Genomic DNA, 22,821 nt, shown 5'->3' on the forward strand with positions numbered 1-22,821 from the left:
AGCAACAACCACGACAGGTGTTGTATATTCGTGGCCGAACCACGACGGCCGTCGTGGTTGCCCCGGACATCGGAGTCGGTTTGCGCTCGCTCGTCTACTTCGTCGCCAGCACGCTCGACGGCTTCATCGCCGCCCCCGACGGGTCGTTCGACTTCCTCCCGCTGGAGCCGGACGTGGCCCCCTACCTGGTGTCCGACTGGCCGCAGACGCTGCCCACGTTCGCCCACCCCCAACTCGGCGTCCCGTCGCCACCCACCGGCCGCTTCGACGCCGTGCTGATGGGTCGCGCCACCTACGAGCCGGCCCTGAAGGTCGGCGTCACCAGCCCCTACGCCCACCTGGAGCAGTACGTCTTCAGCCGCTCCCTGGCCCCGGCCGACCACCCGGACGTCTCGGTGGTGACCGGCGAGCCGGCGGCGTTCGTCCGCGAGCTGAAGACGCGCCCCGGCGGCGACATCTGGCTCTGCGGCGGCGGCAACCTCGCCGGCCAGCTCCTCGACGAGATCGACGAGCTGGTGGTCAAGCTCAACCCGGTGGTGGCCGGCAGCGGCATCCCGCTGGTCGACCGCGGCTTCGACCCGAGGCGGTTCACGCTCACCACCACCCGCCCGTTCGACAGCGGCGTCGTGGTGCTGCGCTACGCGCGGTAAGGCCGGGCCCCCTGTTAACGCGTCCGGTAGAGGCGGGAGCCCCGCTTGACACCTCGACGTCGAGCGAAGGCCCCCGGCTAACTCGGTTGCCCGGCGAGGGGACGGCGCGCACGGTGGACCGGGTGAGCAGCCTGACGAAGACCCGACTCCACTGGCACGAGCTGCCGGCCCACGTACGCGCCGCGGTCGAGGCCATCCTCGACGACCGGGTGGTGGCGGCGGAGTCGCAGCCGGGCGGCTTCTCCCCCGGCACCGCCGACCGGGTCCGCACCGCGCGCGGCGGGCGGGCCTTCGTCAAGGCGGTCAGCCCCGCGCAGAACCAGCACACGCCGGCCATGCACCGCGCGGAGGCCCGGATCGCCGCCGCCCTGCCGCCGACCGCGCCGACGCCCCGGCTGCTCGGCAGCCACGACGACGGCGAGTGGATCGCGCTGGTCTACGCCGACGTCGAGGGCCGACACCCGGTCACCCCGTGGGACGCCGGCGAACTGGCCGCCGTGCTGTCCACGCTGGAGACGATGGCCGCGACGCTCACCCCGGCCCCCACGGTCGCGACCACCACCGCGACCGAGGCGCTCGTCCACGACTTCGCCGGCTGGCGACGCCTCGCCGACGATCCGCCCGCCGATCTCGACCCGTGGGCCCGCGACCACCTGCCCGAGCTGTGCGCCGCCGCCGACCGCGGCCTCGCCGCGCTGGCCGGCGACACGCTCTGCCACCTCGACGTCCGCGCCGACAACCTGCTGCTCGGCCCGGACGGCCGGGTCACCGTGGTCGACTGGCCCTGGGCCTGTCGCGGGCCCGCCTGGCTGGACACCTTGCTCACCGTCATCAACGTGCAGGTGTACGGCGGCCACGACCCGGACGCCCTGCTGGCCTCCCGGCCGCTCACCGCGCACGTCGACCCGGCCGATCTGACCGGGGTGCTGGCCGGCCTCACCGGTTTCTTCCTCGACGGCGCCCGTCAACCGCCGCCGCCCGGCATCCCGACCGTGCGGGCGTTCCAGCGACTCCAGGCCGACGCCCTGCTTCCCTGGCTGACCCGCCGGCTGAACCCCTGACCTCCCCCTCCCGTCCTTCCCTCCCCACCCTCCTCGTTGATCTTGCAGTTGCGGCCCCTCGAAGGCCCGATACGCCACTTCTGCCCGGGCCACTTCTGCAAGATCAACGAGGAGGGTGGGGTGGGTTAGGGGCGGAGGGCCAGGGGGTTGGTCAGTAACGGGGTGAAGGCGAGTTCGGCGGCGCCGATCAGGGTGGCGTCATAGCCCAGCGCGGAGACGCGCAGGTCGGCCTTGTCGCGCGAGACGGGGAGCACGTTGGCGGCGATCCGGTTGCGGACCTGCTGGGCCGCGATGCCCGGGAACACCTCGCGCAGCGTCCCGCCGAAGATCACCACGCCGGGGTTGAACAGATTGATCAGGTTCGCCACGCCGATGCCCAGCCAGTCACCGATGCGCCGCAGCGCCTCGCGCGCGGCGGCATCCCCCTGCTCGGCGGCGGCGACCACGGCCCGCACCGCCTCGCGCCCCCGGTGGCCGGCCGGGCGGCCGGCCTCGTCGAGCAGCGCCCGCTCACCCACCTCGGCCTCCAGGCACCCGCGCGAGCCGCAGCCACAGGGCCGCCCCTGGTACGGGTTGACCAGCATGTGCCCGACCTCGGAACCGTACCCACCGTCGCCGTCGAGCAGGTCCCCGCCGACGATGATCCCGCCGCCCACGCCGACGTCACCGTGCAGGTAGATCAGGTTCTGCTCGCCGACGCCGGCACCGCGTTGGTGCTCGGCCATCGCGCCCAGGTGGGCCTCGTTGCCGACCAGCACCGGCAGGCCGAGATCCAACCGCCGGGCCAGTTCCGCGCCGAACGCCTGGTCCACCCAACCCAGGTCCGGCCCGAACCGCACCATCCCGTCCCCGGGCCGGATCATCCCGCAGTAGGACGCGCCGATGCCCACGCAGACCGACGTCGGCGACGCGTCGTGGTGCAGCGCCCGTCCGAAGTCGGCGAGCACGGACACCACCGCGTCGAGGTCGGCCCCGGCCCGGGGCCGGGTCGCCTCGAGCCGGGCCGAAACCGTCCCGCCCAGGTCGACCCGGGCGGCCACGAGCCGGTCCACCGCGATGTCGAAGGCGAGGACGTGGACGGCCGCCGACTCCGGGCGGACCACGAAGGACGGGCGGCCCGCCCGCCCACTCGTCGTGGCGGGCACCTCCCGGACCAGGCCGGCCGCCGCGAGGTCCGCCGTGAGCGCCATGACCGTGCTGCGGTTGACGCCCAGCCAGTCGGCCAGCTCGACGCGGGAGACCGCGCCGCCCAGGTGGACCCGGCGGAGCAGCGCGCCCAGGTTACGGCGACGGGTGTCCACCTGCGCATGCCGATCCGCAGCCAGATCCTTCAGCATCGACCACCCCGTCAGCTGACACACGGCCTGTCCTCCGAGGATAGACCTCAGCCATCGGCCGGTCGGGCGGCGTTCATTCCAGTGCGGGGTCGTTGCGGAAGGCCGATCGCGATGCCCGCCCACAAGCCGACGGCGCGACAGGGTTCAGTCGAGCAGCCCGCGTATGGCCCCTGCCAGGTCGGCAAGCCTCTTGTCGGCACGACGGCGTCTGTGCCTCACCCATTCCTTGCCCTCGGCAGCAACGCCTTCGAGGACGTGCAGGGTATGGGTGAGTCCTGCCGCATCCAGCGACAATTCCGCGATCTTGGCCGGGTTCTCGTCGACTTGAAGCATCTCGTTGTCAGGCTCGGTCACCCGGATGGAAATGGGTTCCCCGTTGAAGAGTGTGAGCTGGAAGGTCTGTCGCCGGGCCGCAATCCCGTCGATTCGGACTGCCGCAACGGCGTCGAAGCGGTAGTTGAGGCGTTGGGTCGCCTCGCTCGTGGCGGTCTCGAATTCCAGGTCGATGTTGACCTGCCGGACGCCGTCGTCGGTAAGCAGGAACAACAGCAGGCGGTACCGGGAGTACCGCCACGGTCCCTGGGGATACCGGGCCTTCTTGCAGGAAGGAGCCGGAGCTTCGATGAAGGCGTGGGCGATCACCTGGCTGGGGAGAAGTCGGTACTGCTGCATGGCTTGGTCGACCAGGACCTTGCGGTCGCTTTCCAACCATGCGGCCATCTCGGCGTCCGACGGCTTGTCGGACAGCTTGTGGCACCACCGGTGGTACGCCTCCCAACGGGCGGCGGCCTCCGCGTCCCGTTCCGCCTGGTCGTCAACGACCCTGCGGCGTTCGGCGACGATTCGGAACCACGAACGCACCGCCGGCACCGCGGACAGCATCGCAAGCAGAAGCCAGGCCGTGCCGGAGAACGGAGCGGTGGTCACGACGGCGGGAACCGCCCAGAAGATTCCGGCGGCGAGGAGAGCCAGCCCTCCGATGCAGAGGGCCCAACTCCTCGTGGGAGTGCGCAACTGCTGACGGTACGCCGTGAGGGTGTCCCGCTCCCATTGCCCACGGACATCGCCGACCAGGTATCGGACGAGCCAGGCGATCTGATCAGCCTCGACGCGTTGCTCCCGGTAGAGTTCGACCACCTCGTCGCGAAGGTGACGCTGAATGCCCGCCGTTTGCGCAAGCCAGTACGCCCGGTCGGTATCTCTCGGCACGTACAAACGGAAGTAGCGGTCGAAGAGACGGTCCACCTGATGCGCAAAGCCGCCCGCCGGCGCCTTACCTCCTCTCTGCTGCGGTGGACGGATCTGCGCCTCCTTCGCGCGCAACCGAGTCGCACGGTGGTACCGGTCGGCCCCACCCACGCAGAAGGCGGCCAGCCCGAGCAGAGCGGCCAGCAGGCCGAGGTACGGGTCGATGGAGCGGTGAGCCGCCATCAGCACGCTCATCTGCACCGTGGCAAGGGCGAACACCGCGACGCCGGCACCGGTCCGAAGCCAATCACGTAACGGAACAGCGGCGGACTGCACCAGCATGGTCCGCGGCCGAGCGGGTGTGGGGTGGAAGAACTTCCACACCCTGCTGGACCGATCGTTCTTCGTGCGCTGAAGCTGCGCCAGCGCGACTGACTTCCGCCACATCTCGTCCTGTGCCGCACCCTCCAGCAGCGCCTCCAGGTGACCGTAGATCGCGTCACGCTGGCGCTGATTCAACGCGTCGATCTTCTTGATCAGAAGATCGGTCTCGGCGTCGGGCGTCCGGGTCAGGAGCTCGATGATCACCGCCAGCCCCGCGGCCCACTCATCGTGGCTGTCGAGATGCGGCAGGCTGGCACAGATGGCGATGAGGCGATCCAACTCCTCTGTGGGGAGCTGGCGAAGGTTGCGTCCGCTCAGCAGAGCGATGAGCCGGAAGAACTGGACCTCCGTGGTGACGTATCCGCCGGCGACCGCCTGCTCGATGAGCGAGCGCGCCTCGTCACGAACCCGTCCGTCAAGGTAGTTCAGGGCGGTGACGAACTGCTCCCGAGGATTGGGATTGGACGAGAGCCGGTACAGGTGGATGTCACCGTGAACGACACCTGCCTGCACCCCGACGTCCGCGCCTTCTTCGGCAACATTGACAGTTGTCGGCGTGGTCATGACATACCCCGCGCCACGGCGATGATCGCCGCAAGCCGCGCCGCGAGCTCAGACACATCGGCTACCAGACCCCGCAACCGTTTGAGCGCGACCATCAGGCCGCTCTTCTTTTCGACCGTGCTGGCCGGGACGCAGGCCGTTGCCGCCTCCAGTTCCGACTCGGCTGCGGCATAGGTCTCTTCGTCCAATTGCCCGTCGAGGTGTGCCTGCTTGAGATGGGTGCGCAAGCTTGCGAGGCTCGCCGCCAGGTCAAGCGGCCGATCGGCGTCAGCGCCGAGGGTGACGTTGCCGTAGATCTGCCCGGCCTGCACACCGACATGGGCGTTCCCGGAGGCGATGTTGCGGTTGCTCATGCGCATCGTGGGGCTCCCGTCTCGGTCCGCGCCGCTTCGGCTGTCCGGCCCATCGATGATCAGTTCTCGTGCCAACGCGGTGGCGAAGACGGCAGCGTGACATGCGGCCTTCGGTTGCCAGTTCTGCCCGTCGGTGGCCGCCTTGCTCCCATCGGCGTGGTCGCTGATGCCGCGCACCACCACCACGGGCAGGGCGCGGTTGAGATGGCCCGCCTGCGCTACACCGGCCGCCTCCATCTCGATCGCCACGGCGTCGTGGTAGTGCTGACGGATCCAGCGGGCCTGCTCGGAGATTCCCGAGTCCTGTACCACCTCTCCCGCAGCGATCGGCCCGAAGTGGACTCTCGGTGCCGCACCTTCGGGGAGACCACGACGCCACTCGGCGGACCTGTCGACGTGGTGGGCGATCTGATCGGCCTCGTGGGGGATTTCCCACGCCTTCGGCCGGGCCTTCAAACCATCGTCCTCGCTCGTGCCGCCGTGGTAGGCGTAGATCTTGCTGGCGACGACGACGTCGCCGAGCCGGATGTTGGGCCAGAGCCCACCGGCGACTCCGACGAACAGCACAGCAGCCGGAGAGAACTCGGCCATCGCACGTTCGGCGAGCACCGCGGCCGGATGGTTGCCCTTTCCGACCAGACCCAGCGCCACCCGACAGTCGCTCTGGGCAGTCCACCCGACTTCGAAGCGCGTTCCGGCCGAGTGCCGATGCACCCGCAGGCCGGTCAACTGGTCGCGGACCGCTTCGTACTCGAGGTCCAGCGCCGTGAGGATCACGACGAGACCGTTGTTCGTACTCACGCTGCCTCCCTGGCTGCCTGGCCGACGGGTCGGATCATCGGAGGGTGAAGGGTTGTGCAGGGCCCGGGGCGGAACAGCCGAGCGGGACGCCCTCCTTCGGCCTTGCGACTCGGCCCAGCGGGCACAATGAAGCCGTCCACGCTCTGCACTTTCCGGTAGAAGTTCCGCGGATCCAGCCGCACACCCCACACTGCTTCGTAGACGTCCCTGAGTTCCGCGATGGTGAAAGTCGGTCCGCAGAACGCGGTGGCGAGCGCCGACCGCTCCAACTTTTCCCGCGCCCGGTCGACCCCATCGGTCAGGATCTGCTTATGGTCGAACGCCAGTTGTGCGTCGCTGGACAATGCCTGGTCCACCGGGGTCCAACACGCCCGGGACGCGTCGGTGCCGGCGACCGGCTCCGGTAGTCGGGGAGCGATGGCCAGGTAGGAGGCGGAAACCACCCGCCCTCGGGGGTCACGGTCCGGCGCGCCGTAGATGCCGAGCTGTTCGAGGTGCAACTGATCCGCTCCCAAGCCGGCCTCTTCGGCCAACTCCCGATGGGCGGCCGTTACAAGATCCTCCTTCTCGTGACTGAGGAAGCCTCCGGGCAGCGCCAGAGCGCCCCGGTAAGGCTCAATCCCACGCTCGATCAACATCACCTGCAGGCGGGATTCCCGCAATGTGAAGATGACCAGATCAACCGCGAGAAGCACGGTCGGTGGCACCCACTGATCGTCAGCCATGGATCAACCCTAGACTTACTGTCACTCTGACAGGAAGGGTGTTGGGCTGTCGGGTTTCGGCAGAAGTGGCGCCCGGCGTCGAGCTGGTCCACGCCGCAGTCGACGCGGTTCGGTCAGCCGGGCACGCGCGCCACGTGGGTGAGGAACGGCAGCACCGCCGCCGGCAGCGCGGGCGACGCCACCACCTCGTCGTGGGTCAGGCCGGGCAGCACGGACAGCCGGGACGCGGGACGGTCCGATCCGTCGTCGCCCGGGTCCCGGTGGCCGCCGCCGAGCAGGCCGAAGAACTCGGTCACGTGACTCATCGGGATCGCGTCGGCGTCCGCGAAGACCAACAGCACCGGCATCGGCAGCGCGGCCACCTCGGCCGACCAGTCGTAGTCGCGGCGCAGCAGCTCACCGCTACGCGCCCAGAGCGCCGGCCAGTCCTGCGGCCGGGGCGCGACCTTCGCGTACCGCTCGTACGGCGGGGTGCCCCGCATCCGCTCGGCGGCGTGTTCGTCGTGCGTGGACATCGCGGCCAGCACCCGCGGGTGCCAGCCGCCGCGCCGGAACGGCGTGGAGACCAGGACCAGGCGGCGGACCAGCGCGGGATGCTGGATCGCGGTACGCAGGGCCACGCCGCCGCCGAGCGAGTAGCCGAGCAGGTCGACCTCGGGCAGGTCGAGGTGCCGCAGCAGCGCGGCCACGTCGTCGGCCATCGACTCGTACCGCAGTGGCCGGTCCACGCCGGCGGTGCGGCCGTGGCCCCGCAGGTCGACCGCGATCAGCCGCCGACGCGCCGCCAGGGCGGACCGGACCGGGGCGAACGTCCCGGTCGACCCGTATCCGCCGTGCAGCAGGACCAGCGGCTTGCCGGCGCCCTGCACCTCGTACCAGATCCGCAGCCCGCGTACGTCCGCATAGCTCACCGTCCGATCGTCGCGCCGCCGGCGGCTCGACGGGTGCCGCACGCCGTGATGATCAGGCCGGGCTCACTCCCGAGCGCGCGGGCGGGCCCGCAGGTGGGCCCGCTCGCCCTGGCTGCCGAAGAGGCTGAGGAACTCCACGCCGTCGGCGTCGGCGCGGCCGAACCAGTGCGGGACGCGGGTGTCGAACTCAGCCGCCTCGCCGGGGACGAGCACCAGGTCGTGCTCGCCGAGCACCAGGCGCAGCCGCCCGTTGAGCACGTAGACCCACTCGTACCCCTCGTGGGTCTTGGGGTCGGGCTCGGCCCGGCCGCCGGCCGGGATGATCAGCTTGTACGCCTGGATGCCGCCGGGCCGCCGGGTGAGCGGCAGCATGGTCATCCCGTGCGCGGCGACCGGCCGCAGGTGGATCCGCGGGTCGCCGGTGGGTGGCGCGCCGACCAGTTCGTCCAGGGCGACGCCGTACGCCTTGGCCAGTGGAAGCAGCAGCTCCAGCGTGGGCCGCCGGCCACCGGACTCCAGCCGGGACAGCGTGCTCACCGAGATGCCGGTCGTGGCGGAGAGGTCGGCGAGCGTGGTCTCCCGCTCGCGGCGCAGCGCACGCAGGCGGGGGCCGACCGCGTCGAGCGCCTGGTCGAGGTCGTCATCCATCCCGCCAGTTTGCCACGTTGGCAACAGGGTTTGCTTCCGTGCCCAGGGTCGTCGCACGCTGGGCGCGGAGGTGGTCACGATGACCGAGGTACGACAGGACGGCTACGAGGTGTTGGTGATCGGCGGCGGCGCGGCCGGTCTGAGCGGCGCGCTGATGCTGGCTCGGGCGCGCCGGTCGGTGCTGGTGGTCGACGGGGGCAGCCCCCGCAACGCGCCGGCCGACGGGGTGCACGCGCTGCTGGGCCTCGACGGCGTGCCGCCGGCCGAGCTGCTGGCACGCGGACGCGACGAGGTCCGCCGTTACGGCGGTCACCTGCTCACCGGCGAGGTCGAGGCGGTGACCCGCGACGGCGAGGGGTTCGACGTGGCGCTGGCCGACGGCCGTCGGGTGCGGGCCGGCCAGGTGCTGGTGGCCACCGGCCTGGTCGACGAGCTGCCGGCGGTGCCCGGGTTGCGCGAGCGCTGGGGCCGGGACCTGGTGCACTGCCCGTACTGCCACGGGTGGGAGGTGCGCGACCGGCCGATCGGGGTGATCGGCAGCGGCCCGCTGTCGGTGCACCAGGTGCTGCTGTTCCAGCAGTGGAGCGACGACGTGGTCTATCTCCGCCACACCGCGCCGCCGCTCACCGACGAGCAGGCGGAGCAGCTCGCCGCGCGCGGCGTGCCGGTGGTCGAGGGCGAGGTCGCGGCCGTCGAGGTGGTCGGGGACCGGTTGACCGGGGTACGCCTGCGCGACGGCCGCACGGTCAGCCGGGAGGTGCTGACCGTCGCGCCGCGGATGGTGGCGCGGGCCGGGTTCCTGGCGACGCTGGGGCTGCGCGTGGCGCCGCACGAGAGCGGTTCGGGCGAGTACGTGCCGGCCGACCCGGCGGGGCGTACCGGGGTTCCCGGGGTGTGGGTGGCGGGGAACGTGACCGACCTGTCCGCGCAGGTCGGAGGCGCGGCGGCGGCCGGTGCCCGGACAGCCGCGATGATCAACGCGGACCTGGTGGCCGCGGAGACGCGCGCGGCGGTCGAGGCGCGGCGGCGGGCGACGGACCGCGAAACGGCCCTAACCTGACAATTCTTCCCCTAGGTTGGAATGCGCAGGAGGCAGTCGACACCGGGGGGCGACGTGGAGAGCTATCCGGCGATCGAGGATCACGGGCTCATCGGCGACCTGCAGACCGCCGCGCTGGTGACCTGCGACGGGACGATCGACTGGTTCTGCGCGCCGCGCTTCGACTCGCCGAGCGTCTTCGCCGCGCTGCTGGACCGGGAGAAGGGCGGCTACTTCCGGATCGCCCCGCACGACGTCCGGTACGTCACCAAGCAGCTCTACCTACCCGGCACACCGATCCTGATCACGCGTTTCATCAGCGCGGACGGCGTCGCCGAGGTGATGGACTTCATGCCGGTCACCGGTGAGCGGGCGACCGACACGCACCGCCTGGTCCGCATGGTCAACATGGTCCGGGGCAGCATGCGCTTCCGGGTGGAGTGCCGTCCCCGGTTCGACTACGCGCGCCAGCCGCACACCCTGGAGCGGCACCAGAACGGGTACGTGTTCCGCAGCCGGTCGGCGACGCTCACGTTCAACCCGGTCGACCCGGTGCGGCAGCTCCTCGCCCAGGGCGGTGACGTCCGACTGGAGGACGGTGACCTGATCGCCCACGGCACGCTCAACGAGGGCGACACCGGCGGGGTGGTCCTGGAGACGGAGGGGGCCGAGCCCCGGGTCATCCCGCCGGAAGAGGTCCAGGGCATGTTCGAGTGGACCCGCGACTACTGGCGGCGCTGGGTCGAGCGGTCCCGCTACACCGGCCGCTGGCGGGAGATGGTCGAACGGTCCGCCATCACGCTGAAGCTCATGACGTACGCGCCGACCGGCGCGATGATCGCCGCGCCCACCGCAGCGCTGCCCGAGCTGGTCGGCGGCACCCGCAACTGGGACTACCGCTACACCTGGGTACGCGACACGTCGTTCTCCGTGCACGCGCTGCTCGGCCTCGGGTTCACCGAGGAGGTCAGCCGATACATGGACTGGCTGGACGAGCGGATCCGCGAGGCCGGCGACCACCAGGACCCGCTGAAGATCATGTATCGGGTGGACGGCTCCTCCGACCTGCACGAGGAGGTCCTCGACCACCTGGAGGGCTATCGCGGTTCCCGGCCGGTGCGGATCGGCAACGGCGCCGCCGACCAGCTCCAGCTCGACATCCACGGCGAGGCGCTCTACGCCATGCACCTCGCCGACGAGCAGGGCATCCGGGTGTCGCACCAGGTGTGGAAGAGCACCGTCCGGCTCGTCGACTGGCTCTGCCACAACTGGGACCAGCGCGACGCCGGCATCTGGGAGAGCCGCCACCACCCCCGCAACTACACGTTCGGGCGGGTGATGTCCTGGGTGGCGCTGGACCGGGCCATCCGGCTGGCCACCCGCACCGGCCGTCCCGGGGACATGTCCTGCTGGACCGAGCAGCGCAACCGGATCTACAACCAGGTCATGGCCCGCGGTTACCACCGGGAACGCGGCAGCTTCGTGCAGGCGTACGACGAGAACGTGCTGGACGCCGCGCTGCTGGCGATGCCGGCGGTCGGCTTCATCACGCCGAGTGACCCGCTCTGGAAGTCCACGCTGGCGTCGATCGAACGGGACCTGGTCTCCGACAGCCTGGTCCACCGGTACGACCCGGAGCACTCCCCCGACGGCCTCCCCGGCCACGAGGGCACGTTCAACATGTGCACGTTCTGGTACGTCGAGGCGCTGGCCCGCACCGGCCGGCTGGACGACGCGAGGCTCACGTTCGAGAAGATGTTCACGTTCAGCAACCACCTCGGCCTGTACGCCGAGGAGATCGCCGCGACCGGTGAGCAGATCGGCAACTACCCGCAGGCGTTCAGCCACCTCTCCCTGATCAACTCGGCGCTGGCGCTGAACGAGCTGCTCGACGCCGAGGCGGAAGCCCGACGCCGCCAGTAGGAGGACTCACGCCGGCACGGTGCCGACCCGGATCCGGTTGCCGTCCGGGTCGGTGACCACGAAGTCCCGCCCCCAGTCCTGGCTGCCGACCTCGACCCCGCCGCACGCCGCCGCCAGCGTGTCCACGTCGTCGACGTAGAGGTAGACCAACGTCCCGGGCCGGGCGTCGCCGGCGTGCTCGGACAGGTGGATCTCCATGCCGGGTCGGGCGATGCTGACGTAGCGCGGCAGGTCGGGCGCGAACCGGTGCTCCCACTGCCGGGCGAACCCGAGGCGGGCGTACCAGGCCACGGCGGCGTCGGCGTCACGAACCCGCAGGACGGGTGCCAGTCGTTCGGTCATGTCGCGATTGTGACCGCCACCTACGACACGCGGTTCGACCGCCGCCGATCCGGGCAGCAACGAGAGATGGCTGAGGAACGGGGACCCGGCTCGGAACCGACTGTGTTGTTCGCGTCGCGGTGGTGGCCGGCGGTGCTCGCCCCAGCCGGTGTGCTCGCCGCCGCAGTCGTCGTCGGCCTGCTGCTGTCCTCCTTCCCCTACGGGCCGGCCGCGCTTCTCGTCGCCACCGTCGTCGCGGCGTGGATCCAACGCGACGGCGCGTTGCTCGCCGACGACACCGGGCTGCTGGTCCGGCACCGGGGCCGCGTCACCCGTAGTTACCGCTGGTCGGAGATCCGGGAGGCGGGGGTGACCCGTCCCGGGTTCGGCCGGCTCGCGCTCGCCGTCTATCCCGAGGGCGGCCCGTGGGACGTGCCCGGGCCGAACAGCGCGGTCGTGGTCGGGCGCGTCTGGCGGCTACGCCAGCCGGACCTGGCGACCCGCGAGCGGGTGGAGGCGTTGCTGCGCTCCCACGGCGTCCGCATCACCAACCCACTCCCCTGACGAGGATGGCATGCGGTTACTCCGCGTCATGTCCGGCAAGGAGCATCTGCTTGTCGGCGTCATACCCCTGAGTCATAAATATGACGAGGAGTCATATTGTGCTCAGGTAATGCCTTTCCCCGCTCCCGCCCGCCGACGTCGGTCGATCCCGAGGTGGGCGCCACGTTGTCCCACCCCCGTGTTCCAATCCCAATCATGCATGTCGTCGTCATCGGGGCGCTCGTGGAGAACGGCGCGGTCCTGCTGGTGCACCGCAGTCCGACCCGCCGGGCCTACCCGGATCTCTGGGATCTCCCCGGCGGGCATGTCGAGGCGGGTGAGTCGGAGCGACAGGCCCTCGCGCGGGAGATGCACGAGGAGATCGGTGTCCACATCGTGGCGGAGTCCTCGTCACCCGTGGGCGACCTGCACCTCGGCAGCGGCGAGGACGCCGTTCACGTGGCCGTCTGGCACGTCGGGGCCTGGGTCGGCACTCCGACCAACTGTGCGCCCGACGAGCATGACGACATCGCCTGGGTTGCGACAGGCGAACTGGGCGACCTACCCCTCGTGCACGGCGGCGTGGTGGGGCTGGTCCGGAAAGTGGTGGGCGCGGCAGGTTTCGAACCTGCGACCCCTCGCTTGTAAGGCGAGTGCTCTCCCACTGAGCTACGCGCCCGGAACGCCCGTACGGCGGGCCGGAGCGGCAAGCTTACCTGCCGCCTCCGGCCCGGTCGAACGACGTGCTCGGGGTGGCTCAGGCGGCGACGGCCTCGGCCAGCGCCTTGCGCCAACCCTGCTGGTCGCGCGCCTCGCCGGGCATGTTCATCTCGGCGAAGCGGACCACGCCGGCCTTGTCGATGACGAAGGTGCCCCGGTTGGCGATGCCGGCGACCTCGTTGAAGACGCCGTACGCCTGGGCCACCGCGCCGTGCGGCCAGAAGTCGGCCAGCAGCGGGAACTGGTAGCCCTCCCGGTCGGCCCAGATCTTGTGGGCGTAGACCGAGTCGACGCTGACGGTCAGCACCTGGACGTCGTCGTTGACGTACTCGTTGAGGTTGTCCCGCACCTCGCACAACTCACCCTGGCAGATGCCGGTGAAGGCGAGCGGGTAGAAGACCAGCAGCACGGTCTTGCGACCGCGCAGGTCGGAGAGTCGAACCTCCTGGTTGTTCTGGTCCTTGAGCAGGAAATCCGGCGCCTCGGCGCCAACCTCGATGGGCATGTGTGCTCCTACTTCTTGCTCTTGGACCCGCGCCGGAGCACGAGGCGGGCGCCGCTCCAGTCGCGGCCCGCGTTGATGGTGGAGGTCTGCTGGAGGCCGGCGGTCTGGGCGCTCTCCGCGACCTCGCTCGGCTCGACGTGGCCGTCCCGGCCGGCCTTGGGGGTCAGGAGCCACACCACGCCGTTGTCCGCCAGCGGGCCGAGGGCATCGACGAGGAGCTCGAAGAGGTCACCGTCGCCGTCCCGGTGCCAGACCAGAACCGCGTCGACCACCTCGTCGGTGTCCTCGTCGACCAGTTCTCCACAGCGGTCGGTCAGGGCGTCCCGGAGATCGGAGTCGACGTCGTCGTCGTAGCCCATCTCCATGACGACCATGCCCGGCTCGATCCCGAACCGGTCCGCCAGGCTGCGTACCCCGTCGGCGGCCTGACCAGCGGTCGCGCTCACTGTCGCGTGCCTCCTCATCTCATCCCTGCCGGCGGCGTCGTGCGACACCGCCGCGCCCAGTCCACACAGTTGCGGCTCGCTGCGCAAGTGGCGCACCGGGTGGAACGGAATTTACCGTGCCAGCAGCGTACGGGCACCCTCGGTAATGGCTTCCTCGGACACCAGAACCTGATGAGCAGCCGGACCTAATGGTACAAACGAGTCAAGAGCGGCCACCCGTCGCGCCGCGCCCACGTAACCGGTGTCGACAAGCGTCGCCAACACCCCCTCGCCCACCCCGCCGGAGCGCCGCGTCTCGTCCACCACCAGCACTCGGCCGGTCGCCGACGCCTCCCGGATGATGTCGGCCACCGGCAGCGGGGCGAGCCAGCGCAGGTCCACCACCCGGGTGCCGACGCCCTCCTCGGCCAGCGTGGCCGCGGCCCGCAGCGACATCCGCACCCCGTTACCGAAGGTGATGATGGTGAGATCGTCGGTGGAGCCGATGCCGTACACCCGGGCGCGGCCGATCGGCACGTGCCGGTCCGCCCAGGCGCCCGGCTCGGCGTACTCGGCCAGCCACTCGCCGTCGCCATCCGCGTGGAGGTCGCGGGTGTGGTAGAGCGCGATCGGCTCCAGGAAGACGCAGACGGCGCCGTCCACCCGGGCCGCCGCGAGGCAGGTACGCAGCATCGGCGCGGCGTCGTCCGGCCGGGCCGGTACGGCGATCACCAGCCCCGGCACGTCCCGCAGCACCGCCACCGAGTTGTCGTTGTGGAAGTGACCGCCGAAGCCCTCCTGGTACGCCAGGCCGGCCACCCGCACCACCATCGGGTTCCGGAACGCACCCCGGGAGAAGAACCGCATGCTGGCCGCCTCGCCGCGGAGCTGGTCCTCGGCGTTGTGCAGGTACGCCAGGTACTGGATCTCCGGCACCGGCAGCATGCCGGCCAGGCCGGCGCCGAGCCCGAGCCCGAGGATCGAGGTCTCGTCGAGCAGCGTGTCGAACACCCGGGCCACCCCGAACCGGTCCCGCAGTCCCTTGGTCACCCCGTACACCCCGCCCTTGGCGGCCACGTCCTCGCCGAACACGGCCATCTGCGGGTGGTCGAGCATGCCGTCGGCCAGCGCCGCGTTGATGCTCTGCGCCAGCGTCAGCGGCCCGGTCAGCTCCGGCGGCTTCCCGCCGAACGCCTCCGCCCGCGCCCCGGCGCCCGGACCGGCCGCGTGTGCCGCCGCGTCGGCGACCGTCCGGGACACCCGCACCGGCCGGCGCGGCGCCAGCTCCGCCACCACCTCGACCGGGGTGGCCAGTTTCGGCTCGTCCAGCACCTCCTCGGCGATCCGCCGGAGCTGCCAGCCCCGCTCGTCGTACCGGGCGAGCAGTTCCTCGCCGCTCGCGTAGCCGCCCGCCACCAGCCGCCGCGCGGTGACCAGCAGCGGGTCCCGCGCCACGTCCGCGGCGATCTCCGCCGGGCTCCGGTACGCGGTCTCCGCGTCCGCGCCGGCGTGCCCCATCAGCCGAACCGTGCGCAGGTGCAGCACGGCGGGCCGGCGGTGCCGGCGCACCCAGGCGGTCGCCTCCGTCGCCGCCCGGTGGCTCGCCACCACGTCCGTGCCGTCGGCGTCGAAGTAGCGGATGCCGGGCCGGGACCGCAGCATGGCGGCCACCCAGCCCTCGGGCGAGCGCACGCTGATGCCCAGCCCGTTGTCCTCGCAGACGAACAGCACCGGGATCCGCAGGCCGGTGTGGTCGTACCAGCCGGCCGTGTTGAACGCGGCGGTGGCCGTGGCGTGGTTGACCGAGGCGTCGCCGAAGGAGCAGACCACCACGGCGTCCAGCGGCCAGGACGCCACCTCCGGGTCGCCGTCGACGCGCCGTCCGCCCCGCCGGAGCCGTTCCAGGGCCAGCCCCAGGCCGACCGCGCGGGGCAGGTGCGAGGCGATGGTCGAGGTGGTCGGCACGACCGCGAGGTCGGCCCGGCCGAAGACCTTGTGCCGGCCGCCGGCGATCGGCTCCTCGGCGGAGGCGACCATGCCGCGCAGCATGTCCCGCGCCGCGCCCGCGAACGCGTCGTCGAGCGACGGCGACGGCGGACCGGGTACGCCGACCGTCGCGTCGCCGTCCGCGTCCACGGTCACTCCGGCCCCGTCCGGCAGCAGCACCGCGTCGACGTCGCCGGAGTCCGCCGGCCCGGCCGCGCCGCTGGCGGGGGCACCCGGAGCGGGATCCTGGTGGGAGACGGCCCCGGTGGGGTCGCTGCCGGCCGGGCATGCGCTCCCGGCCCTCGCTTCGCTCGGCGCGGTCGCCCATGCGCTGTCGGGCCAGGATCCGTCCGAGTCCCGCGGATCGGAATCCTGCTCCCGGCCGGCGGGCGCGGGTGGCGCGTCGGGTGGGAACTCGCCGGCCGCCTGGGCGGCGCGCAGGCAGTAGAACGCGCCGGACCGGTAGTGCAGTAACGCCGGGTCGGTCGGCCGCAGCGCGGCGGCCACCGCCGCGTTGCCCTCGTGGCCGGCCGAACCGATCGTGTAGTACCCCTCACCGAAGCCGCGCAGCCAGCGCCCGGCCAGGTCCACCAGCCGGCTGGTGAGCTGCGCGTCGAACAGGGCCAGCGCCTGCGCCCCGGTGAGCGACCCACCGTCGGGCAGCGGTTCACGCAGGTCACGCCGGTGGTCCGGCGCGTCGAGCGCGGCCAGGTCGGCTCGGAGCCGGTCGTCGAGATCGTGCGGGGAGGTCACGTCGGACAGCATTACCGAATCAGGGCCGCCTCGCCCAGTCGGACACGTTACGCCCGGCGCGGCTCAGACCTCGCCGCGCTCCTCCGGGCAGCCGCCGTCGGAGACCTTCCAGACCAGGTCACGCAGCGTGGCCAGCTCCGCCGTGCTCAACCCGTCGAGCAGCCGTGAGTCCGACATCACCTGGCGTACCCGCTCCCGGACCTGCCGGCCCCGCGCGGTGACGACGAGCGCCCGCTGCCGCCGGTCGGTCGGGTCGGCCCGGCGCTCGACCAGGCCGGCCTGCTCCAGCTTGTCGGCCAGCCCGGTCACGTTGGAGCGGTCGCAGCCGAGTCGCACGGCCAGGTCACGGGCCGGCGACGGGTGGTCCGGGTCCAGCTCGTGCAGCGCCCGGGCCGCCGCCGGGGTCAGGCCCAGCGCGGCGATCTCCTCGTCCTGGTGGTGCCGCAGCGCGGCGGCGACGTGCTGGATCCGGCGCACGGTGTCCCCGGCCAGCCCGAGCCGGTCGTCGGCCGGGGACGGCGTGCGGGGGACCGGGCGGTGCGCCATGCCGACAATCATACGTGACAGATCAACAATTGACTTCCTCCACTATTGCGCCGACTGCTCGGCTGACGTCACCACCTTGCATCCGCCGACCGCTGTTCGGCAGAAAACGCCCCTGCCCGTCACCTGACGGCCATCGACGATCGCCAGGCTGCCCGGAGTCGACGAACCGGACTCCGGGGAGGAAACCGTGGCACTGTCCCGACGTACCATCCTGCTCAGCGGCGCGGCGCTCGGCGCCGCCGGCGCGGCAGCCGGCCTGCCGGTCGCGGCGGCCGCGTCGCCCGGCCCGCTGCGCCGCGACCCGTTCACGCTCGGGGTGGCCTCCGGCGACCCCGACCACGACGGGGTCGTGTTGTGGACGCGGCTCGCGCCGGAGCCGCTGGCCGAGGACGGCCTGGGCGGCATGCCATCCCGGGCGGTGCCGGTGTCCTGGGAGGTGGCCGCCGACGAACGGTTCCGGCACGTGGTGCGCCGAGGGGTACGGCTGGCCCGGCCGGAGTCGGCGCACAGCGTGCACGTCGAACTGGACGGTCTGCTCCCCGGCCGGGAGTACTTCTACCGGTTCCGGGCCGAGCGCTGGCTCTCGCCGGTCGGCCGCACCCGCACCGCGCCGCCGCCCTGGCTGCTGCCGTCCGCGCTGGCCATGGGCTTCGTCTCCTGCTCGCAGTACGAGCACGGCTACTTCACCGCCTACCGGCGGCTGGCCGAGACCGAGCCGGAGCTGATCCTGCATCTCGGCGACTACCAGTACGAGTACGCCAAGGACACGTACACGGTGCCGGGCGGCAACCCGCGCGACCACGAGGGCCCGGAGACCCGGACGCTCGCCAACTACCGGCAGCGGCACGCCCAGTACAAGACCGACACCGACCTCCAGGCGGCACACGCGGTCGCGCCCTGGGTGGTGGTCTTCGACGACCACGAGGTGGAGAACAACTGGGCCGACGAGGTGCCCGAGGCCCCGGACCCGGACTTCCTCGCCCGGCGGGCGGCGGCGTTCCAGGCGTACTACGAGAACATGCCGCTGCGCCGCACCTCGATCCCGCGCGGCATCGACATGCAGCTCTACCGGCGGGTGCGCTGGGGCCGGCTGGCCACGTTCCACATGCTCGACACCCGGCAGTACCGGGACGACCAGGCGTGCGGTGACGGCTACCGGGACTGCGCGGACGCGTCCGACCCGGCCCGGTCGATCACCGGCGCCGCGCAGGAGGCATGGCTGCTGGACGGCTTCCGCCGCTCGGCGGCCCGGTGGGACCTCCTCGGCCAGCAGGTCTTCTTCGCCCAGCGGGACAACAACGCCGGGCCGCTCACGGTCACCAGCATGGACGCCTGGGACGGGTACGTCGCCTCGCGGGACCGGATCACCCGGGGCTGGGTGGCCGCCGGGGTGCGCAACCCGGTCGTGCTCACCGGCGACGTGCACGCGCACTGGGCCAGCGACCTGAAGCTGGACTACGCCGACCCGACGTCGCGCACGGTCGGCAGTGAGCTGGTCTGCTCCTCGATCACCTCGACCGGGGACGGCGCGGACTCGCCGACCGGGTCGCACCCGTGGCTGGCGTTCAACCCGCACCTGCGCTTCCAGAACAACCTGCGCGGCTACGTGCGCACCACGATCACACCGACGGAGCTGACCGCGAACTTCGACGTGCTGCCGTACGTGAGCCGGCCGGACGCGCCGGCGTACACCCGGGCCACGTTCGTGATCGAGGACCGGGTGCCCGGCCTGAACCTGACGTACGACCGCCCGCCCGCCGCCGCACGAACCACCGCACCCGAAACGGACCAGGGCCGCCAAACCGTAGAAACCGAAACCACCCGCCCCTAACCCCTCCCCGTCTCCCCCCGCCTCCTCCCCCCGCCTCCCTGGGCGCTGATTCACGGAAAGAGTGGCTATTCCGCGTCGGATAGCCACTCTTTCCGTGAATCTGGGGGCCCGCTTCGGGGGTGGGGGTGGGGGTGGGGGTGGGGGTGGGGTCAGGCGGGGAGGAAGGAGAAGCGGATCTGGCGGTCCGGGTTGTCGCCGTTCGGGTCGACCAGGCAGATCGACTGCCAGGTGCCGAGCTGGAGCCGCCCGCCGAGCACCGGCACCGTCGCGTACGGCGGCACGAACGCCGGCAGCACGTGATCGCGGCCGTGTCCGGGCGAGCCGTGCCGGTGCCGCCACCGGTCGTCGGTGGGCAGCAGGTCGTCGAGCGCGCGGAGCAGATCGTCGTCCGACCCGGCACCGGTCTCGATGATCGCCAACCCGGCGGTGGCGTGCGGCACGAAGACGTGCAGCAGCCCGTCGCCGGACCCGGCGACGAACCGTTCGGCCTCGGCCGTGATGTCCCGGACGGTCGGCCGGGACCCGGTCCGGACGCTGATCACCTCACTACGCATACGGCGCATTCTGCCGCAGCGGTTCGCTCTCCCGCCCGGCCGGCCGACACGTCCGTGATCGCAGAAAGTTACCGGCGGGTACCTGTGTTCAGCATCGCGTCTGGGGGAGCCGGAGGTGACGACGAGCGCCACGAGGGGGCAGGATGGCGCTAGAGACCTATCCCACACAGAACCGAGGGAACGCCTGTGGCTACGGAACGCAAGCGCCCGGTGATCACCGCTGGTCTGCCGAGCCAGCTTCCGGACATCGACCCTGAAGAGACCAGCGAATGGGTCGAGTCACTCGACGGTGTCATCGACGAGCGCGGAACCAAGCGCGCACGGTACGTCATGCTGCGCCTGCTGGAGCGGGCCCGCGAGCGCCAGGTCGGGGTGCCGTCACTGACCACCACCGACTACATCAACACCATCCCACCGGAGCGGGAACCGTGGTTCCCCGGTGACGAGCACATCGAGCGACGGCTGCGGGCGTACATCAGGTGGAACGCCGCCATGCTGGTGCACCGGGCCCAGCGCCCGGAGATCGGCGTGGGCGGTCACATCTCCACGTTCGCCAGCTCGGCGTCGCTCTACGAGGTGGGCTTCAACCACTTCTTCCGTGGCAAGGAGCACCCGGGCGGCGGCGACCAGATCTACTACCAGGGTCACGCCTCTCCCGGCATGTACGCGCGGGCCTTCCTGGAGGGCCGGCTGAGCGCCGACCAGCTCGACGGCTTCCGGCAGGAGCTGTCGCACCGCGCCGGCTCGCTGCCCTCGTACCCGCACCCGCGGTTGATGCCGGACTTCTGGGAGTTCCCCACCGTCTCCATGGGTCTCGGCCCGCTGAACGCCATCTACCAGGCGCGGTTCAACCGCTACCTCCAGCACCGGGGCATCAAGGACACCTCCCAGCAGCACGTCTGGGCGTTCCTGGGCGACGGCGAGATGGACGAGGTCGAGTCGCTCGGCGCGATCGGCGTGGCCGCGCGCGAGGAGCTGGACAACCTCACCTTCGTGATCAACTGCAACCTCCAGCGCCTGGACGGTCCGGTCCGCGGCAACGGCAAGGTCATGCAGGAGCTGGAGGCGTTCTTCCGGGGCGCCGGCTGGAACGTGATCAAGGTGGTCTGGGGCCGGGAGTGGGACCCGCTGCTCGCGGCGGACACCGACGGCGCGCTGGTCAACCTGATGAACACCACGCCCGACGGTGACTACCAGACCTACAAGGCGGAGTCCGGGGCGTACGTCCGGGAGCACTTCTTCGGCCGCGACGCGCGGACCCGCAAGATGGTCGAGCACCTGAGCGACGACGAGATCTGGAACCTCAAGCGGGGTGGCCACGACTACCGCAAGCTCTACGCGGCCTACAAGGCGGCGATGGAGCACACCGGCCAGCCGACGGTGATCCTCGCCAAGACCATCAAGGGCTGGACGCTGGGCTCGCACTTCGAGGGCCGCAACGCCACGCACCAGATGAAGAAGCTGACGCTCGACGACTTGAAGCTGTTCCGCGACCGGCTCTACCTCGACATTCCGGACAAGCAGCTGGAGGAGAACCCCTACCTCCCGCCGTACTACACGCCGGACGAGAAGTCGGACGAGATGGAGTACCTGCGGGAGCGGCGTCGCCAGCTCGGCGGCTTCCTCCCGTCGCGTACCACCGAGCGCAGGACGCTGGCGATCCCGGGCAGCGAGCGGTTCGCCGACGTCAAGCGCGGGTCGGGCAAGCAGAAGGTGGCCACCACGATGGCCTTCGTCCGCCTGCTCAAGGACGTGATGAAGGACAAGGAGTTCGGCAAGCGCTGGGTGCCGATCATCCCGGACGAGGCCCGCACGTTCGGCATGGACTCGCTCTTCCCGACCCAGAAGATCTACTCGCCGCACGGCCAGCGCTACACCTCGGTCGACCGGGAGCTGTTCCTGTCGTACAAGGAGTCGACGACCGGGCAGATCCTGCACGAGGGGATCAACGAGGCCGGTTCGGTCGCCTCGTTCACCGCCGCCGGCACGTCGTACGCCACGCACGGCGAGCCGATGATCCCGATGTACATCTTCTACTCGATGTTCGGCTTCCAGCGCACCGGCGACGGGTTCTGGGCGGCGGCCGACCAGATGGCCCGGGGCTTCGTGCTCGGCGCGACCGCCGGCCGGACCACGCTCAACGGTGAGGGTCTCCAGCACGAGGACGGGCACTCGCTGCTGCTCGCCGCCACCAACCCGGCGGTGGTCGCGTACGACGCGGCGTTCGCGTTCGAGCTGGCGCACATCCTGGAGAACGGCCTGCACCGGATGTACGGCGAGGCGCAGGAGAACGTCTTCTACTACCTCACCGTCTACAACGAGCCGATCTTCCAGCCGGCCGAGCCGGAGGGCGTGGACACCGAGGGCATCGTCAGGGGCATCTACCGCTACTCGCCGGCGCCGCAGGTGGGCCCGGACGCGCCGAAGGCGAACGTGCTGGCCTCCGGCACCGGCATGCAGTGGGCGCTCAAGGCCCAGCAACTGCTCGCCGAGGACTGGGGCGTGGCCGCCGACGTGTGGTCGGTGACGTCCTGGACCGAGCTGCGCCGCGACGCGGTGGAGTGCGAGGAGCACAACCTGCTCAACCCGGGTGAGGAGCAGCGGGTGCCGTACATCCAGCGCAAGCTGGCCGACGCCGAGGGCCCGAAGGTCGCGGTCAGCGACTGGATGCGCGCGGTACCGGACCTGATCGCGCGCTGGGTACCGGGCGACTACACCTCGCTCGGCACCGACGGCTTCGGCATGTCGGACACCCGGCACGCGTTGCGTCGCCACTTCCACGTGGACGCCGAGTCGGTCGCGGTCGCCACGCTGCGGCAGCTCGCGCTGCGCGGCGCGGTCCCGGCGCACGTGCCGGCCGACGCCGCCCGCAAGTACGCGCTGGACGACGTGAACGCCGCCCCGGTCGGCGAGACCGGCGGCGACAGCTAGACGTGCAAGGAAGGGCCCCTGCTTAACGCCTCCGGCAGAGAGGGGGCCCCTTCTCACCACCGGCGGCGTGCGAGCACGACGATGGTCCGGCGTCCCTGGTTGGGATGCCGGACCATCGTCGT

The 22,821-nt window shown here is 71.3% G+C and carries 20 protein-coding genes and 1 tRNA gene; 8 read left to right on the forward strand and 13 right to left on the reverse strand.

Annotation, left to right across the window (positions count from 1 at the left end; translation table 11 throughout):
• The first annotated feature begins 53 nt into the window (after positions 1-53).
• A complete protein-coding gene (locus tag OG767_RS24465; protein ID WP_405090680.1) occupies positions 54-650 on the forward strand; it encodes a dihydrofolate reductase family protein in 597 nt (198 codons plus the stop codon).
• Positions 651-772: 122 nt separating this feature from the next.
• Positions 773-1,711 (forward strand): phosphotransferase family protein, encoded by a 939-nt coding sequence (locus OG767_RS24470; protein WP_405090681.1) that lies wholly within the window; start codon positions 773-775, stop codon positions 1,709-1,711.
• Positions 1,712-1,836: 125 nt separating this feature from the next.
• Here the strand turns inward: OG767_RS24470 and OG767_RS24475 are convergent, their stop codons facing one another.
• From OG767_RS24475 to OG767_RS24500, 6 genes are all read right to left on the reverse strand, one after another.
• A complete protein-coding gene (locus OG767_RS24475; protein WP_405090682.1) occupies positions 1,837-3,048 on the reverse strand; it encodes an ROK family protein in 1,212 nt (403 codons plus the stop codon).
• 144 nt (positions 3,049-3,192) lie between these two features.
• The gene (locus tag OG767_RS24480) at positions 3,193-5,184 is read right to left on the reverse strand and encodes a hypothetical protein (RefSeq protein ID WP_405090683.1); all 1,992 of its coding nucleotides are present in this window, start codon (positions 5,182-5,184) and stop codon (positions 3,193-3,195) included.
• Positions 5,181-6,338: a purine phosphorylase gene (locus OG767_RS24485; RefSeq protein WP_405090684.1), complete on the reverse strand. Its 1,158-nt coding sequence runs from the start codon at positions 6,336-6,338 to the stop codon at positions 5,181-5,183. The genes OG767_RS24480 and OG767_RS24485 overlap by 4 nt, the downstream gene beginning before the upstream one ends.
• Complete coding sequence (locus OG767_RS24490; protein WP_405090685.1) at positions 6,335-7,063, reverse strand: NUDIX domain-containing protein; 729 nt, start codon at positions 7,061-7,063, stop codon at positions 6,335-6,337. The genes OG767_RS24485 and OG767_RS24490 overlap by 4 nt, the downstream gene beginning before the upstream one ends.
• Before the next feature lie 113 nt (positions 7,064-7,176).
• The gene (locus OG767_RS24495; protein WP_405090686.1) at positions 7,177-7,974 is read right to left on the reverse strand and encodes an alpha/beta fold hydrolase; all 798 of its coding nucleotides are present in this window, start codon (positions 7,972-7,974) and stop codon (positions 7,177-7,179) included.
• 63 nt (positions 7,975-8,037) lie between these two features.
• Positions 8,038-8,622 (reverse strand): helix-turn-helix domain-containing protein, encoded by a 585-nt coding sequence (locus OG767_RS24500; protein ID WP_405090687.1) that lies wholly within the window; start codon positions 8,620-8,622, stop codon positions 8,038-8,040.
• Between the two features lie 79 nt (positions 8,623-8,701).
• Between OG767_RS24500 and OG767_RS24505 the strand changes: the two genes are divergently transcribed.
• Complete coding sequence (locus tag OG767_RS24505) at positions 8,702-9,682, forward strand: NAD(P)/FAD-dependent oxidoreductase (protein WP_405090688.1); 981 nt, start codon at positions 8,702-8,704, stop codon at positions 9,680-9,682.
• 54 nt (positions 9,683-9,736) lie between these two features.
• A complete protein-coding gene (locus tag OG767_RS24510; protein ID WP_405090689.1) occupies positions 9,737-11,584 on the forward strand; it encodes a glycoside hydrolase family 15 protein in 1,848 nt (615 codons plus the stop codon).
• 6 nt (positions 11,585-11,590) lie between these two features.
• Here the strand turns inward: OG767_RS24510 and OG767_RS24515 are convergent, their stop codons facing one another.
• Positions 11,591-11,926, reverse strand: coding sequence for a glyoxalase superfamily protein (locus OG767_RS24515; RefSeq protein ID WP_405090690.1), 336 nt, complete (start codon positions 11,924-11,926; stop codon positions 11,591-11,593).
• A gap of 132 nt (positions 11,927-12,058) precedes the next feature.
• Between OG767_RS24515 and OG767_RS24520 the strand changes: the two genes are divergently transcribed.
• Positions 12,059-12,469: a hypothetical protein gene (locus OG767_RS24520; RefSeq protein WP_405090691.1), complete on the forward strand. Its 411-nt coding sequence runs from the start codon at positions 12,059-12,061 to the stop codon at positions 12,467-12,469.
• A 195-nt stretch (positions 12,470-12,664) separates the two neighbouring features.
• Positions 12,665-13,096, forward strand: coding sequence for an NUDIX domain-containing protein (locus OG767_RS24525; RefSeq protein ID WP_405094296.1), 432 nt, complete (start codon positions 12,665-12,667; stop codon positions 13,094-13,096).
• On the opposite strand, the gene OG767_RS24530 is transcribed toward OG767_RS24525, so the two are convergent.
• From OG767_RS24530 to OG767_RS24550, 5 genes are all read right to left on the reverse strand, one after another.
• A tRNA-Val gene (locus tag OG767_RS24530) sits at positions 13,053-13,127 on the reverse strand. The two genes, OG767_RS24525 and OG767_RS24530, sit on opposite strands and share 44 nt — an antisense overlap.
• Before the next feature lie 78 nt (positions 13,128-13,205).
• Entirely contained in the window at positions 13,206-13,673 is a 468-nt protein-coding gene (locus OG767_RS24535; RefSeq protein ID WP_091572632.1) for a peroxiredoxin, read from the reverse strand.
• A gap of 8 nt (positions 13,674-13,681) precedes the next feature.
• Positions 13,682-14,119 carry a DUF3052 domain-containing protein gene (locus OG767_RS24540; protein ID WP_107155847.1) on the reverse strand — a complete coding sequence of 146 codons (438 nt, stop codon included), beginning with the start codon at positions 14,117-14,119 and terminating at the stop codon, positions 13,682-13,684.
• A gap of 111 nt (positions 14,120-14,230) precedes the next feature.
• A complete protein-coding gene (locus OG767_RS24545) occupies positions 14,231-16,849 on the reverse strand; it encodes a thiamine pyrophosphate-dependent enzyme (protein WP_405090692.1) in 2,619 nt (872 codons plus the stop codon).
• Between the two features lie 51 nt (positions 16,850-16,900).
• A complete protein-coding gene (locus OG767_RS24550) occupies positions 16,901-17,383 on the reverse strand; it encodes a MarR family winged helix-turn-helix transcriptional regulator (RefSeq protein WP_405090693.1) in 483 nt (160 codons plus the stop codon).
• A gap of 187 nt (positions 17,384-17,570) precedes the next feature.
• Here OG767_RS24550 and OG767_RS24555 point away from each other — a divergent pair, with 187 nt between their 5' ends.
• Complete coding sequence (locus OG767_RS24555; RefSeq protein ID WP_405090694.1) at positions 17,571-19,214, forward strand: alkaline phosphatase D family protein; 1,644 nt, start codon at positions 17,571-17,573, stop codon at positions 19,212-19,214.
• Positions 19,215-19,363: 149 nt separating this feature from the next.
• Here the strand turns inward: OG767_RS24555 and OG767_RS24560 are convergent, their stop codons facing one another.
• The gene (locus OG767_RS24560; RefSeq protein ID WP_405090695.1) at positions 19,364-19,768 is read right to left on the reverse strand and encodes a YjbQ family protein; all 405 of its coding nucleotides are present in this window, start codon (positions 19,766-19,768) and stop codon (positions 19,364-19,366) included.
• Positions 19,769-19,954: 186 nt separating this feature from the next.
• On the opposite strand from OG767_RS24560, the gene aceE reads away from it, so the two are divergent.
• The gene (aceE, locus tag OG767_RS24565) at positions 19,955-22,699 is read left to right on the forward strand and encodes a pyruvate dehydrogenase (acetyl-transferring), homodimeric type (protein ID WP_405090696.1); all 2,745 of its coding nucleotides are present in this window, start codon (positions 19,955-19,957) and stop codon (positions 22,697-22,699) included.
• Positions 22,700-22,821: the final 122 nt, after the last annotated feature.

It is taken from the genome of Micromonospora sp. NBC_01392 (assembly GCF_045040125.1).
In the GTDB taxonomy this organism is placed as follows: domain Bacteria; phylum Actinomycetota; class Actinomycetes; order Mycobacteriales; family Micromonosporaceae; genus Micromonospora.